Genomic DNA, 14191 nt, shown 5'->3' with positions numbered 1-14191 from the left:
AACAACAGCGCAGTACTGCACGAATCACTTCCGACGTCCGATTCTCCTCTCCGTGCCAGCAGAACGGCTACTCGAGATAAAGCTGCGACTGACCGATTCAAAGAAGCTTGTTATTGAGAATTGGCCGACAAATTTTGTGCCTATGAAAATACAAGCCATCAGACAATTATCAAGTTCGCATATTATCCTTAACGGGGAACTGAACTAGAAGCCACGACGCCCACGGTCCTGGCTACAATGTTTTGTGATAAAGTGGCCAGCCACTCGGGACTTGTCGTACCGGCATTTACATTGCCAGACATCTCATCCAGCAATGCAATTAATCCCCGGGCAGTAATCGATAGACTATCAACATGAAATATTTTCTCGGCAACTCCATCTTGCAAGATGCCGCACAGCAGTTCTTGATATTTTTTACGAATAAGAACAACGCTGTCTTGGTCATTAAGTCGTAGGCTCCTAAACTCATATCGAGCCAATAATGAACCAACAAAATTATCCATGAGAAAACGGATATATGCATCCACATAGGAGCGCAACCTTTCTAGAGGGTCTCCCTCGCTACCGACTCGTTGAAACAGAACGTATAATAACTCACGCTCATAGTCGTCAATCAACTCGAAAAGCAGTGCTTCTTTACTGTCTATATGGCTATAAAGCGAACCTACCTGCAAACCAACAGCAGATGCCAAATGTCGTAAACTCACCCCTTTAAAACCTTTAGCAACGAACAATTCCAAAGCCACTAATCGCACATGATCTATGCTATTTGTATGTAAAGAGATACTTTCAGAAGTTGAGACAGGGTTCAGATGAGCACGCATCGCTTTAGTACTCCAGCGCCAATGGTACATTGGTTAAGGCCTCTAACAAGCCCATACCGGGTCAAGGTGTCAGTCTGGCTCGCGCAGTCCATGCGTACGTCTGTTTGAAGGTTTGGCATGAGCTCTTATTCTTAATACCAGCGATAATCACTTCAGCGTCGCAGTATTGAATCGCATGCGGCATACAGCTATCTATCGCAGCCTGAGGCGCCACATTCAGGCAAGAACCATCAAAAAGAATCCGGCCAACCTTTACCTTATTCATCTCAACACAGTCGAGCCCAGTCTTCTTAAATAGGCCGCCGGTGGATACGACTAGAGAATACTGATAATTAATGAGAGCAGTACGGAGAGCAGCGATGACAATGAGTTTTTGCATGATGCACTCCCTATGGGCCGTGATGGTTATCGCTCTGCGAATGTGCTCAATCTGTTTAAATTGATAAATAAAGAACCGCCCTTCAAGACATCATGCGTGGTGACATCCTGAAAGACGGGGTGGTGCTCAGAATGTCCTAGTCGGATGGTATCCCGTACGATCAGCTTACCGCTGGATTGGCGGCGCACTAAACTCTTGTTCCTGCTGCGCGCTGACGCAGAATAAAGACGTCGTCGGTCTCCAGATATGATTCGCCTGGCATGCGAAATTGTCTAACGACTTTCCCAATCATCGGCCTATGCAAAGTAGAAACACCTTGTTCTAGTGCGGCGGTCTCTGGACCCGATGAAGTCTGCAAGCATTAGAGCGTAGTTCTCTGAGGTATCAGCAACCGTGAAAATCGGTTCTGACAGAGGTACTCTCGGTCACCCAGTGCTGAACCAACAGCTCGCAGCCTTCCCAGGAACCAACGTGAGTAGTCCTGAACTGCTTGCGGCAAACGCCCTGGTGGTTCTTCAAATTGTCCGTACCGCAGGACGATCGTTTGAAGAAATGTCAGGGGCGCCTCACCGTAATGAAGCCAATTCAGATATTTGGCGTAATCTGGGTCTTCAGGTAAGACACCCAAAGGGGTAGGGCCGAACAGTTTTGCAAGATACTCGCAAATGGCGGCAGACTTCGTCATCAGTATTTTGTCGATGATAAGTGCTGGGACCATGCCGATCCGATTGATATTCAGATACTGCCGAGGGTGAAACCTAGGCGGTAATGACAGCGTATTCAGCTTGTAGCTCAACCCTAACTCTTCCAGAGTCCATAATGGCCTGAACGAGCGAGCACTCATGCAGTGAAAGAGGGTAATCATGTGTTGACCTAAATGTGTTGAGTCTAACGGACATGACGCAGACCGAGGGTGTAATGCGCCATTGGGCCGACTATGACTAGGATGAGTAAGCAGCTGAGGTCAGCATCCTCGTCTAACTGCCAAAGAACTCCTTGCAATATTTATTGACCCTAGGCTAGTCAGAGCCATCATCGCAAGAACTTGGCAAATGGTCATTTCTATTTCCCACGAAAGGTATTTAAGACGGGACTCACCGCTTTTTTTTAACAATACATTGACGCTAACGTAAGCGTCAACCAAAAGATGAGGTTACCTCCTCAGCACCCGAACCTACCGCCAGGAGAAAATGGGAGCAAAGGGCCAGCACTGCGTGCTCAACAATCTGGATTTGTATCCTTGGTCGGGAATTCCCGTCAGACCCACGCTCCATTCTTCATACTCCCGAAAACGGACGCTGAAAGACCTCAAATAGGAAATCGGCTGACGATGATTTTCGCCGCAACGGAACGCAAGCTGCACCCGTTTCAGCTTGCGTCCTGATTGCTGTGGTTGCACGAGGAATAGCTAACTGGCGCCGACAAAGGTTGGCTGAAGGCGTTTACAACGCCTCGACCGGACGCATGCGGTACTGCGGCGGCAACTGCTCAAAACCGCTGATGGTGGCGTCCAGGCTTTTCCAGCGTCCGTCCTTGATACCGTAGATGCAGCCGTGAATCGATAGTTTCTGTCCACGGTGCCAGGCATTTTGCACAATGTTGGTGTGGCCGACGTTGGCCACTTGTTGAATCACGTTGAGTTCGCAGAGACGGTCGACGCGCTCCTCTTCGGTCGGCAGCCTGGCCAGCTCTCCGCGTTTTTCATAATAGAGGTCGCGAATCGAGCGCAGCCAGCCGTCGATCAGACCCAACTGACTGTTCTGCATTGAGGCACGCACGCCACCGCAGCCATAGTGGCCGGTGACGAGGATGTGTTTGACCTTGAGTACATCCACCGCGTACTGAATTACCGACAGGCAGTTAAGGTCAGTGTGCAGTACCACGTTGGCCACGTTTCGGTGGACGAACAGGTCACCGGGCAGCATGCCAACAATCTCGTTCGCCGGCACGCGGGCGTCGGAGCACCCGATCCATAGGAATTCCGGCGTTTGCTGACGGGCCAGTTTGGCGAAAAAACCAGGATCTTCTTTAGTGATCGCGTCAGCCCAGCGCTCGTTTTTATCAATCAGATCTTGTAATTCGTTCATGCAATGAAGCCTCGAGATTGAATCGCTGCTTTGACGGACATCAGTCCGTCGGAGGGCAAGCGCTAGATACATTAGGCTGTGGGCTCGATGATCGGTGCCGTCAGCCCTCCTGATTGACTGTGGCTGGCATCAGCCTCTGTGATGTGATCGAGCGCTGTGACGGTCCGGAGCTCGCCTTGCCATTCCAGATAAAGATTACTGCCTCGCCGAATGACGTGATGGCGACACAGGGCTTTCGCGCTCAGCGGGCGGTCTGCGTCCATCTGCCCATCTGTGCAGAAAATCCATTCGCCATGCCAGCGAGGCCAGACATTGACACTCACCTTTTGTGTTTGGCCCTGACAAGTCAGCACCTGTGTTGTTTCCGGGGCAGCACCAGCGTGCCAGCCGTCCAGCCCCGCCCAAGGAGAAGACAGATCATTAACTGCGCGGCGGCTCGGTTCGCTCTGTGCGAAAGCTTCCCCCGCGACTTGCCAGAACTGCGGCGTCAGGGCGCCAACGGGCGGGAGCAATTGTTCTTGATGACGGAGGATGAAACCAGTATCCAACTCCCCAGCGGCGAACTCCGGATGGGCGAGCACTCGGCGAAGGAAGGTCAAGTTAGTTTTGACGCCGCCGATCTGGGTCTCGTTGAGCATGGCCAACAGACGCAGGCGCGCTTCTTCCCGATTGCCACCCCAAGCGATCAGCTTACCCAGCATCGGGTCATAGAACGGAGAAACGACATCGCCTTCGCTGATACCGCTATCGACCCGGCGGCCCGGGCCGGGGGCTGACTCGCGGTACAAATCAAGGGCGCCGGTGGAAGGAAGAAAATCATTGTCCGGATCTTCTGCATACAGGCGTACTCCGATGGCATGCCCAATCAGCGGTACTTGCACCTGGGTCATCAAAAGGGGAGCTCCACAGGCCACGCGGATTTGCAGGGCCACCAGGTCGAGCCCGGTAATGGCTTCAGTCGCAGGATGTTCTTCCTGTAAGCGGGCGTTCATTGCCATGAAAAAAAACTCGCCGCGATTATCAAGCAGGAACTTAACCGTGCCGGCGCCCACATAGCCTATGGCTTTAGCGGCCTTGACGGCGGTTTCGCCCATCGCTTGACGCAACTCAGGCGCCAGCCCTGGTGCAGGAGCCTCTTCAACGACCGTCTGGTAGCGGCGCTGGATCGAGCAGTCGCGCTCGTTCAAGTACAGACAATTGCCGTGTTGGTCGGCGAATACCTGAATTTCCACGTGACGGGGTTTGAGCAGGTACTTCTCCACCAGCATCCGCGAGTCGCCGAACGATGACAGCGCTTCACGTTGTGCCGAACTGAGCGCCTGCTCCAGCTCACTGTCGCGCGTCACTATTTTCATGCCCTTGCCCCCACCACCGGCAACGGCCTTGAGTAATACGGGGTAGCCTATGCGGTCCGACACCGTACGAAAAGTCGCGATATCCTGAGCGTCGCCATGGAAGCCAGGTACAAGTGGTACACCTGCTGCTTCCATCAGTTTCTTTGCCGCGGATTTGCTGCCCATGGCATCAATAGCAGTGACCGGCGGGCCAAGAAAGATCAGGCCGGCGGCTTCAATAGCGCGGGCGAAATGGGCGTTTTCCGACAGAAAACCATAGCCGGGGTGTATCGCTTGGGCACCACAGGCCTTAGCGGCTGCAATCAGAGTATCAATGCGCAGGTAACTGTCTACCGGTTTGGCGCCTCCGAGATGGACCGCAATGTCAGCTTCACGGACATGACGGGCATCATTGTCGATGGTGCTATGTACCGCCACCGTCTTGATACCCATTGCTTTGGCCGTACGCATAATGCGACAGGCAATTTCTCCGCGATTGGCGACCAGAATAGTGTTAATCATGGGCGTTGCTCCAGGGCTACCTGAGTAACTATTTCGGGTTGCGACGAGCGATACTCAGGGAACAGCGACATCGAAGAGCGGTGATCCAGTGTTGAAATGGCAACCGTAGAGGGGTTCACGATATAACCTCCCAGTCCGGTTTCGTTTCTCAACTGCCCTTGAGGGCTAATAAGGATTCGCGCAATGGCTTGTCGGTATAACGGCGAAGCCTGGCTAGTTAAAAACGTCATCGCGAGATCTCGCTGAAGGTAGTTGCTCTTGTTTCCCCTCACAGTTCCAAAGACACGGTCAGGTGCCTTCGTGTTTTTAAAGCTACATTAACGTTGACGTTAACGTCAATACGTGCGATAACGCTCAAAATCATTTTCCCTTCTCTGCAGGGCTCATTTCCCGTTTCGATGATGTGGCCGTCGACCAATAATGTTCGAGCGCTCGCTGCGCTTCGCTTCAGGTAAAATCCGACCCGGTTTGATTCACATTATTCAGGGACCAAGGCATGCCCAAACTCAACGCTTCTCTGCAAGACACCGCCGCACCTGAAGGCATTTGTTACGGCTGCGGCAGCAGTAATACGCATGGGCTTCACATCAAGAGCTTCTGGCATGAAGACGGCGTGCATGTCTTGGCCGAGCACTTACCTGACCCTAAGTATTGTGGCTGGCCAGACCTGGTATACGGCGGGCTGGTAGCGATGCTGGTTGATTGCCATTCAAACTGGACGGCGATGGCTTATCACTACCGTGGGGAACACCGCGAAGTCGCAAGCCTCCCCCGCATCAATTGTGTCACTGGCAACCTTGGCATCAAGTTCATCAAACCGACACCGATGGGTGTGCCGCTGACCCTGCGTGCGAGAGTGGAAGGTGATGTTGGACGTAAAACTCGTGTCGTCTGTGAGGTCTACGCGGGGGACGTGCTCACTGCTATTGGAGACTCCATTTTTGTTCGAGTAGATACAGTGCAACTAGCTGCCGTCGCTCATAAACGTTAGATCGACTCCAATCAACCAGGGCAAACTCGCTGACCCGCATGCGGCTCCATCCTCGCCGCCAGAGCGACAAAAGCTGTTAATGAGCTGCGGCTAAATATATAAGTGCTCTAGATTAGACCTTTAGCACTCAATCCAAACTCACTTGGTTAGCCAGGACTCGACAGTGTTGGTGCCGTATTTCGCCTTCCCCTCCTTCAGCGTCCGATGGTTGCCGCTTTTGGTTTCCACGACCACTGTCTGGATTTTTGTAGACCTTCAATTGACGAGGCTTACGAGTGACAGGTTGGGATTGGGTGGCTGGTGCGTGACGAGCAGCTTGTGGGTCAAGTAAGCTGATGAGGACTTTCAAGCTGAAGCCGTACTTGGCAAGCAACGCACGGAGTTGGGCCGATGTTGCACGGGGGCGCCACTGGCCAGGAATACTCATCTTAAAGGGCATTCTCGACCCGGATGATGCACGTCCCGCGGCCGGGGCTGACGCACTGATTGTGTCCACCAGGATAGTCGCCAGCTCGATGGTGCCCCGTCAACCATTAGCGCGTTACCAGCTATCATCGATGTAATGCTTACCACGACGAGCCTGAGCAAACTTGGTATCAGGGCGCGGGGGGTGAAAAATATCGTTTCGACTGGCTCAGGGGTCACCTATCAGCCCGCAACGTTTGTCGACTCGGAAATCTCCAGTAGAGCGGAGTGACAGCGCTCCTCGGCAGTGTCCAGTTCCAACTGCATCTGCTGAATGTCAAGTAGCTGCTGCTCCAGCTGCAGGCGTCGCTCGTAGATCTTCTTCAGCATGATGTTGAGCTGATAGTGGTTGTCACCTTGCGGATCGTACAGCTCGATCAGGCTCTTGCACTCGGCCAGAGAGAAACCGATACGTTTGCCGCGAAGGATCAGTTTCAGTGCCACCAGATCCTTCGGGGTGTAAATGCGCTCTAGGCCACGACGCGTCGGAGCCAGCATTCCCTGCTCTTCATAAAAACGGATGGTACGAGTGGTCACGTCCAACTCGCGCGCCAGCTCAGAAATACTGTAGGTTTTAACGGTCATGCTCGGTCCTTTGTCTAAACCTAATCGAAAGGCCGTGAGGGCGTCCGCACGGCCTCTTTATAAGGCTTTAAACCTAGGCACGCTAACAATTCATTACGTTAACGTCAAGGGAACGACTCAGCCTCGCAGTCGTCAGGGAGGCGGCCGCGAGGCTTGCCAGGGACTTCCTTACCAGATCGGCAGAGTGTAGCTGACGATAAAGCGGTTCTCGTCCAGGTCGCTGCCGATGTTGCTGCGAGTGCTAGCGTTGCGCCACTTGATGCCGACATTCTTCAGCGGGCCGCTTTGCACCAGGTAAGCGATGTCGGTATTGCGTTCCCAGGTTTTGCCCTCGCTAAGCCCTGGCCCACGATCGACGTTATCGCCGTTAACGTAGCGGGTAAAGAAAGTCAGCCCCGGCACACCGAGCGTGGCAAAATCGAAGTCGTACCGCAATTGCCAGGAGCGCTCGTTCTGGTTGCCGAAATCGTTGATCTGAAGAAGATTTATCAGCGCGTTATCGGAGCCGGTGATGTAAGCGAAGCCGGTATCACCACTCATACTTTGGTAGCCGGCGCTGAAACCGTTGGCGCCGAGGCGGTAGGTGAACAGCGCGCCGAAGGCGTCATTGTCAACATTGCTGCCGCCGTCATCGATGGAGCGAGCGAAACGGATGTCAGATTTGAAACTCTGGCCCTCGCCCAGCGGCAGTTGGTGTACCAGGTTGACCAGGTGCTGTTTATAGATACCGTCGAGCCCCCCGTAGTAGTAGCTGGAGGAGAGTTCGGGCGTCCACTGGTAACGACCACCGCCGAACAGGAACTCGTCGCTGGTCTTGGCACTGCCCAGCACGATATTGCGCCTGCCGCCGTTGAACACGGTCATCTCCTCGTTATCCGAGGAGTCGCGCTGGTTCACCCGGTCGAGGCGGCCTAGGTCCAGGCTCAGGTCCTTGATCTCGTTGCTATTAAGCCAGGCACCGCGAAAGGTCTGCGGCAGCAGCCGAGAGTCGTTGCGCATCAGCATCGGCAAAACCGGCTGCAGGGTGCCGAGCTTGAGGGTGCTCTTGGAGGCGCGCAGCTTGGCGGTGAACCCGGCTTCGCCGTACTCGTCCTGGGCCCGCCTTGGGGCTTCGCGATCGCTCTTTAGGATGGCGGTACCGACCCGGTCGGGGCTGGAGTCGAGCTTGACTCCTAGCAGGCCAATAGCATCGAAACCCACGCCAATGGGGCCGTCGGTGTAACCGGACTCGAAGCGCAACATAAAGCCCTGAGCCCACTCCTCGGCCTTGGACTGAGCAGCACCGCTCTGACGGAAGTCGCGATTCATGTAGAAATTACGCGTATCCAAATTGGCCTTGCTGTCGCTGATAAAGTCCGCCAAGGCCGGCGTCGAGACGCACATGGCAGCAGCAAGACTCGACAATGTGCAGAATGGAGCAGAACGATGTAGGTACATAGAGCCCTCTTCTCTTAGGTGGGTAGTGCGCTCCTGAGACAGGCCGCTGCAACGCAATACCCTTAGTGGCGGCCGGTGGAACCGGCCTGTTTTTGTTTTGTTTTTCCACGCGTTACAAACATCCAACTAACAACTCGAACGGCTGAATCAGGCCAACAGTTTCCCGCGGTACGGATCTTGAACCGCACCTGGAGGGAAAACTGATTACGGGCTTTAGAAGTTACGTCGCGTCAACTTGAGTACCCAGCCCACGATCCCGACGCGGAACAGCAGTACACAGATGACGAAGATCACACCGAGGATTACGTGCACCCATTCCCCCAATGGTCCGTTGGACAGATAGCTTTGCAGGGTGACCACTACCGCGGCGCCTACGAAAGGGCCAAGGACGGTTCCCACTCCCCCGAGCAGCGTCATCAAGATCACCTCACCGGACATGTGCCAATGGGCATCTGTCAACGATGCCAACTGGAACACCACAGTCTTGGTTGAACCTGCCAGGCCGGTCAGAGCGGCGGAGATGACGAAGGCCAGCAACTTGTGCGCGTCGACGTTGTAGCCCAGTGAAATCGCTCGAGGTTCGTTCTCGCGAATCGCCTTGAGCACCTGACCGTAAGGTGAGTGGATGGTGCGTTGGATGACGGCGTAACCGAATACGAACACCGCGAGAACGAAGTAGTACATCGTCAGGTTATTGTTCAGGTCGAATAGGCCAAAAAGCTGACCACGCGGTACACCATGCAGTCCGTTTTCGCCACCGGTAAATGGCGCCTGCACAAAGATGAAGAACACCAACTGCGCCAACGCCAAGGTAATCATGGCGAAGTAGATACCCTGGCGCCGGATCGCCAGTAGACCGAACAACAGGCCGAGCGCGGCGGAGGTAAGGGTACCGGCGAGAATGCCCAACTCGGTTCCCAGGCCGCTATAGTGGCTGAGCAGATAGCCCGTGACATAGCCCCCGCTGGCGAGGAAGGCCGCATGACCGAAGGACAGTAAACCGGCGTAGCCGAGCAACAGGTTGAAGGCGCAGGCGAATAGTGCGAAGCACAGTAGCTTCATCAGGAACACTGGGTACACTGCCAGCGGCGCGGCCAGCGCTACGATAAACAGTGCCAGATAGAACCAACGCTTGCGCCGTACGACGGCCTGACGCCGCTCGTGGTCGGCTTTCGGTTGCAGGACCTGAACGCCTTGCTTGATTTCCAAACTCATCATGTTTACGCCTCTTTTCCGAACAGTCCCGCAGGACGAACCAGCAACACGAGCACCATGACCAGGAACACCACGGTGTTGGCCGCCTCAGGATAAAAGACCTTGGTCAGGCCCTCGATCAGCCCCATGGCCAGACCGGTAACAATGGCGCCCATGATCGATCCCATGCCCCCGATCACCACCACGGCAAACACCACGATCAGGAGGTTAGCGCCCATGGTCGGTGTCACTGAGTAGATCGGCGCGGCCAGCACGCCAGCGAACGCCGCCAGGGCTGCTCCGTAGCCATAGGTGAGGGTGATCAGTAACGGGACGTTAATGCCGAACGCCTGCATCAGCTTTGGATTCTCGGTACCAGCACGCAGGTAGGAGCCCAGACGAGTGCGCTCGATCATGAACCAGGTGGCCAGACATACGACTAACGCAACGACTATCACCCAGGCGCGGTAGGTAGGCAGGAACATGAAGCCGAGGTTGTAGCCGCCCTTGAGCTGCTCCGGCATTGGGTATGAAGAACCGGACACTCCGAACAACTTGACGAATGAGCCCTCGACGATCAGCGCCAGACCAAAGGTCAGCAGCAAACCGTAGAGGTGGTCCTCTCCGGCGATTCGTCGCAACAGACCGCGCTCGATGAGCATGCCAAGGATACCGACCAGCAGTGGCGCCAACACCAATGCAACCCAGTAGTTCACGCCCAGGTAGTTGAGGCCAAGCACGGCGACGAAGGCACCTAGCATGTACTGGGCGCCGTGGGCGAAGTTGATGATACGCAGGAGCCCGAAGATGATCGCCAGGCCCAAGCTGAGCAAAGCATAGAAGGCACCGTTGATCAGTCCAAGGAGCAATTGGCCGAACATTACGCTCAGGGGAATACCGAATACGACTGTCATGATTTACCACCCGCTGGAAGTCTGTGACACCCGGCTGGCAGCAGCCGGGAAAGAGCTAAAATCACACAGCCATTCAGTTTTTCGTCACCAGCTTGCATTTGCTTTCAGAGAGCGGACGGTAGGCTTCCTCGCCTGGAATGGTGCGAACGATTTTGTACAGATCCCACTCCCCTTTTGACTCCGCTGGAGTTTTGACCTGAGCAAGGTACATGTCGTGAACCATTCGACCATCGACGCGGATTTTCCCGTTCTTGGCGAACATGTCATTGACCGGAGTCGCCACCATCTGTGCGCGTACCGTCTGCGCATCATCGCTGCCAGTGGCCTTAATGGCGTTGAGATAATTAGTGGTCGCCGAGTAGATGCCTGCCTGTACCATGTCCGGCATCTTGCCAGTCCGCTTGAAGTAGCGCTGAGCCCAGGCACGGCTCTCGTCGTTCATGTCCCAGTACCAGCCAGTGGTTAGCATCAGTCCCTGAGTCACATTCAGGCCCATGGCATGGATGTCGTTGAGAAACACCACCATACCAGCCAGCTTCTGTCCGGACTGAGCAACGCCAAACTGGCTCGCGGTCATCAGAGAATTGACGGTGTCGGATCCGGCATTGGCGAATGCAATCACATCAGCGCCAGATCCCTGAGCCTGCAAGATATATGAAGAAAAATCGTTGGACGGGAACGGATGACGAACCTTGCCAACCACCTTGCCGCCACCAGTTTCGACAACCTTTGTAATGTCCGCTTCCATCGAATGGCCGAAGGCATAGTCCGCTGTCAGAATGAACCAACTCTTACCGCCAGAAGCGAGCACGGCCTTGGCGGTACCATTGGCCAACGCGTAGGAGTCATAGGTCCAATGGATGTGATTGGGTGAGCAAAACTCATTGGTCAGGCTGGAGGCCGCAGCGCCGGAAATCAACGCAAGTTTGCCGGCCTGTTCAACTACCTTACTCGCCGCCAGCACTACCGAGGAAGCCACCATTCCAGTGACCATGTCGACATTGCGCTCATCCACCCACTGACGCACGGTGTTAGCGCCGACATCTGGCTTATTCAGGTCATCGGCGCTGAAGACCACGATTTTTTTGCCGTTGACCTGACCGCCAAAGTCCTCAACGGCCATGTTCAGCGCTTCGAGACCACCGGGGCCGGAAAGGTCTCGGTAAGTTCCAGACATATCGGCTAGGTAACCAATTCGGATCTCGTCGTTGCTGATCTGAGCCTGGGCGGCGCTGACGAGCAGGCTGGATACGAGAATGGCACGTGCAGTCTTCTGAAAAACCTTCATCTAGTTCACCCACTTTTCACAGTTATTGTTGTTGTTTCGGGCAAAGCACCCCCTCCCTTACCGGCCGGCCTGAAGCCTCACCGACATAAAAGTAGCCAGGGGTTAAACGGTTCTCAGACGCCGAGACAGTGCTGCAGGAGTTCTTGTTTCGACTCCAGTTCAGCGGCGCTGATTTCTTCGACGATCTGACCGTGGTCCATCAAGTAATGCCGATCAGCCAGAGGTGCTGCGAAGCGAAAATTCTGCTCCACCAACACAATGGTCAGCCCTTTATTCTTGAGTTTGATCAGCACCTCTGCCAACTTCTGCACGATCACCGGGGCCAGACCTTCGGTGATCTCATCCAGCAGCAGCAAATTGGCGCCCGTGCGCAGGATCCTCGCCATCGCCAGCATTTGCTGCTCACCGCCAGATAGTCGAGTGCCCTGGCTAAAGCGCCGCTCGTAAAGATTGGGGAACATTTCGTAGATTTCGTCGAGGCTCATGCCGTCGCTGCGCACCATCGGTGGCAGCAGAAGGTTTTCCTCGACATTGAGACTGGCGAAAATACCGCGCTCCTCCGGACAGTAGCCAACGCCCAACCGCGGGATCAAGTGCGCGGCAAGACCAATGGTTTCGTTGCCATTGACTACGATCGACCCGGTGCGACGGCCTACCATATTCATGATCGCGCGCAGGGTTGTGGAGCGCCCCGAGCCGTTACGTCCAAGCAGGGTGATCAATTCGCCGCGTCGCACCTGCAGGTCAATTCCATGCAGGATGTGCGATTCGCCATAGAAGGCATGCAAGTCGCCGACTCGCAGTTGCTCGAAATCCGAAGTGTGTGAACTGTTCATGCGTGAGCTCCCTCTAGGCTGACCGCTTCGCTGCCCAAGTAGGCCTCGCGCACCTGCGCATTGGCGGAAACGCTGGCATAGTCGCCTTCGGCGAGAATAGCCCCACGGGCCAACACGGTAATACGGTCGCACAGCTCGCTGACCACCCCGAGGTTGTGCTCGACCATCAGTACCGTGCGCCCTACAGCGGCCCGGCGTACCAGGCCTATGACCATGTTCACGTCCTCGCGCCCCATGCCCTGGGTCGGTTCGTCGAGCAGCAGCACCGTGGGATCCAGTGCCAGGGTGGTGGCCAGTTCCAGGGCGCGCTTGCGGCCGTAGGGCAGCTCGATGGTCAGGGTGTCGGCGTAGTCGAGTAGACCGACCTCCTCCAGCAATTGCAGAGCCCGCTCATTGAGTGCGTCGAGGCTGCGTTCGGACTTCCAGAAGTGGAAGGAGTTGCCCAGCTTGCGCTGCAGCGCCACGCGTACGTTATCCACCACACTCATGTGACCGAACACCGCGGATATCTGGAATGAACGCACCAGACCCAGACGCGCGATTTCATTGGGTTTCAAATGGGTGATCGGCTTGCCAAGGTAGAGGATCTCGCCGCGAGTGGGCGGGAGGAACTTGGTGAGGAGGTTGAAGACAGTCGTTTTGCCAGCCCCGTTGGGCCCGATCAGCGCGTGAATATGGCCCTTCTGTACACGTAGATCGACCGAATCCACTGCGGTAAAACCGCGAAATTCTTTGGTCAAGCCACGCGTTTCCAACACGATCTCTGGTGACATGTGAAGCCCTCTAACCTTGTTATTTTTATTCGGTTATGGCGCAGCAGACAGAATGACGTTTACGTAAACGACAACATCATACAAAGCGATCCCTATCGAATGCAAGCCCCTCTGATGAACGTAGGCGCCGCTGGTCTCTGACGGCCTCTGCCAAAAGTCACTCTGCAAGGAATTTGAGAGCGGCTATCCTCTAGCGCGTTAGAAAATCAAGGATCGATCAGAGCCAGCTTGATGAATAGCCGCTCGCGCCGTATGCCTATACCGACGATTTTGTTGCACTATTCGATGATTATCGTTGACGAGAAATGCCTAAGACGCTCAGCGGCTTTAGCATTTAAATAAGAGCAAAGGCGGACGAAGGAACAGCGTAAGGTCTTAGCTCAACACAGCCCCTAGGCCCTCCCCCATCCAAGGCGCCCCCATGGATAGGGAGGACGCAAAAGACGCCCAGCAGAGGGAAACATGTTAACGATCTACGCCTTCGCTGACAGGCTCAGACTGATTAGTATTAAATTGCCACCTTTATCTACCGGACTTGGAACCGCTTCAGCTTGGCAAGCAG

Annotated in this window: 13 protein-coding genes and 2 pseudogenes; 2 read left to right on the top strand and 13 right to left on the bottom strand. The window is 54.9% G+C overall.

The genetic code is table 11. The features are described 5' to 3' along the window. Window positions 1-188 precede the first annotated feature (188 nt). From QOM08_RS12800 to QOM08_RS12785, 5 genes and pseudogenes are all read right to left on the bottom strand, one after another. On the bottom strand, window positions 189-824 hold the full coding sequence (locus QOM08_RS12800; protein WP_316913099.1) for a TetR/AcrR family transcriptional regulator: 636 nt from the start codon (window positions 822-824) through the stop codon (window positions 189-191). A 61-nt stretch (window positions 825-885) separates the two neighbouring features. After that, the gene (locus QOM08_RS12795; protein WP_316913098.1) at window positions 886-1203 is read right to left on the bottom strand and encodes a hypothetical protein; all 318 of its coding nucleotides are present in this window, start codon (window positions 1201-1203) and stop codon (window positions 886-888) included. Window positions 1204-1564: 361 nt separating this feature from the next. Continuing rightward, window positions 1565-2068 carry a glutathione S-transferase family protein gene (locus QOM08_RS29100; RefSeq protein WP_410479131.1) on the bottom strand — a complete coding sequence of 168 codons (504 nt, stop codon included), beginning with the start codon at window positions 2066-2068 and terminating at the stop codon, window positions 1565-1567. Window positions 2069-2645: 577 nt separating this feature from the next. Further along, window positions 2646-3290: a carbonate dehydratase gene (gene can / locus QOM08_RS12790; RefSeq protein WP_316913097.1), complete on the bottom strand. Its 645-nt coding sequence runs from the start codon at window positions 3288-3290 to the stop codon at window positions 2646-2648. Window positions 3291-3379: 89 nt separating this feature from the next. After that, window positions 3380-5146: pseudogene (locus tag QOM08_RS12785) on the bottom strand (acetyl/propionyl/methylcrotonyl-CoA carboxylase subunit alpha); the annotation flags it as partial. A 496-nt stretch (window positions 5147-5642) separates the two neighbouring features. On the opposite strand from QOM08_RS12785, the gene QOM08_RS12780 reads away from it, so the two are divergent. After that, on the top strand, window positions 5643-6137 hold the full coding sequence (locus QOM08_RS12780) for a PaaI family thioesterase (RefSeq protein WP_316913095.1): 495 nt from the start codon (window positions 5643-5645) through the stop codon (window positions 6135-6137). Between the two features lie 138 nt (window positions 6138-6275). On the opposite strand, the pseudogene QOM08_RS12775 reads toward QOM08_RS12780, so the two are convergent. Next, window positions 6276-6525 (bottom strand): annotated as a pseudogene (locus QOM08_RS12775) (histone-like nucleoid-structuring protein, MvaT/MvaU family); the annotation flags it as partial. Between QOM08_RS12775 and QOM08_RS29095 the strand changes: the two are divergent. Then, window positions 6473-6700 carry an alpha-hydroxy-acid oxidizing protein gene (locus tag QOM08_RS29095; protein WP_410479130.1) on the top strand — a complete coding sequence of 76 codons (228 nt, stop codon included), beginning with the start codon at window positions 6473-6475 and terminating at the stop codon, window positions 6698-6700. The pseudogene QOM08_RS12775 and the gene QOM08_RS29095 sit on opposite strands and share 53 nt — an antisense overlap. A gap of 85 nt (window positions 6701-6785) precedes the next feature. Here QOM08_RS29095 and QOM08_RS12770 read toward each other — a convergent pair whose 3' ends face one another. The 7 genes from QOM08_RS12770 to QOM08_RS12740 all read right to left on the bottom strand — a co-directional run bounded on the left by QOM08_RS12770 (window position 6786) and on the right by QOM08_RS12740 (window position 13629). After that, entirely contained in the window at window positions 6786-7187 is a 402-nt protein-coding gene (locus QOM08_RS12770) for a MerR family DNA-binding transcriptional regulator (RefSeq protein WP_316913094.1), read from the bottom strand. A 168-nt stretch (window positions 7188-7355) separates the two neighbouring features. Beyond that, window positions 7356-8570, bottom strand: coding sequence for an OprD family porin (locus QOM08_RS12765; protein ID WP_410479143.1), 1215 nt, complete (start codon window positions 8568-8570; stop codon window positions 7356-7358). Between the two features lie 267 nt (window positions 8571-8837). Next, window positions 8838-9842 carry a branched-chain amino acid ABC transporter permease gene (locus QOM08_RS12760; protein ID WP_410479129.1) on the bottom strand — a complete coding sequence of 335 codons (1005 nt, stop codon included), beginning with the start codon at window positions 9840-9842 and terminating at the stop codon, window positions 8838-8840. Between the two features lie 2 nt (window positions 9843-9844). Further along, entirely contained in the window at window positions 9845-10732 is an 888-nt protein-coding gene (locus tag QOM08_RS12755; protein WP_316913092.1) for a branched-chain amino acid ABC transporter permease, read from the bottom strand. A gap of 73 nt (window positions 10733-10805) precedes the next feature. Then, the gene (locus QOM08_RS12750) at window positions 10806-12020 is read right to left on the bottom strand and encodes an ABC transporter substrate-binding protein (protein ID WP_316913091.1); all 1215 of its coding nucleotides are present in this window, start codon (window positions 12018-12020) and stop codon (window positions 10806-10808) included. Window positions 12021-12133: 113 nt separating this feature from the next. Beyond that, window positions 12134-12856, bottom strand: a complete 723-nt coding sequence (locus tag QOM08_RS12745) for an ABC transporter ATP-binding protein (RefSeq protein WP_316913090.1) — start codon at window positions 12854-12856, stop codon at window positions 12134-12136. Then, entirely contained in the window at window positions 12853-13629 is a 777-nt protein-coding gene (locus QOM08_RS12740; RefSeq protein ID WP_316913089.1) for an ABC transporter ATP-binding protein, read from the bottom strand. The genes QOM08_RS12745 and QOM08_RS12740 overlap by 4 nt, the downstream gene beginning before the upstream one ends. Window positions 13630-14191 lie beyond the last annotated feature (562 nt).

The organism is Pseudomonas sp. P105 (assembly GCF_032614175.1).
Classification (GTDB): domain Bacteria; phylum Pseudomonadota; class Gammaproteobacteria; order Pseudomonadales; family Pseudomonadaceae; genus Aquipseudomonas; species Aquipseudomonas rhizophila.
Note: the sequence above shows the minus strand (reverse complement) of the source record. Positions and strands in the feature narration are given on the sequence as shown.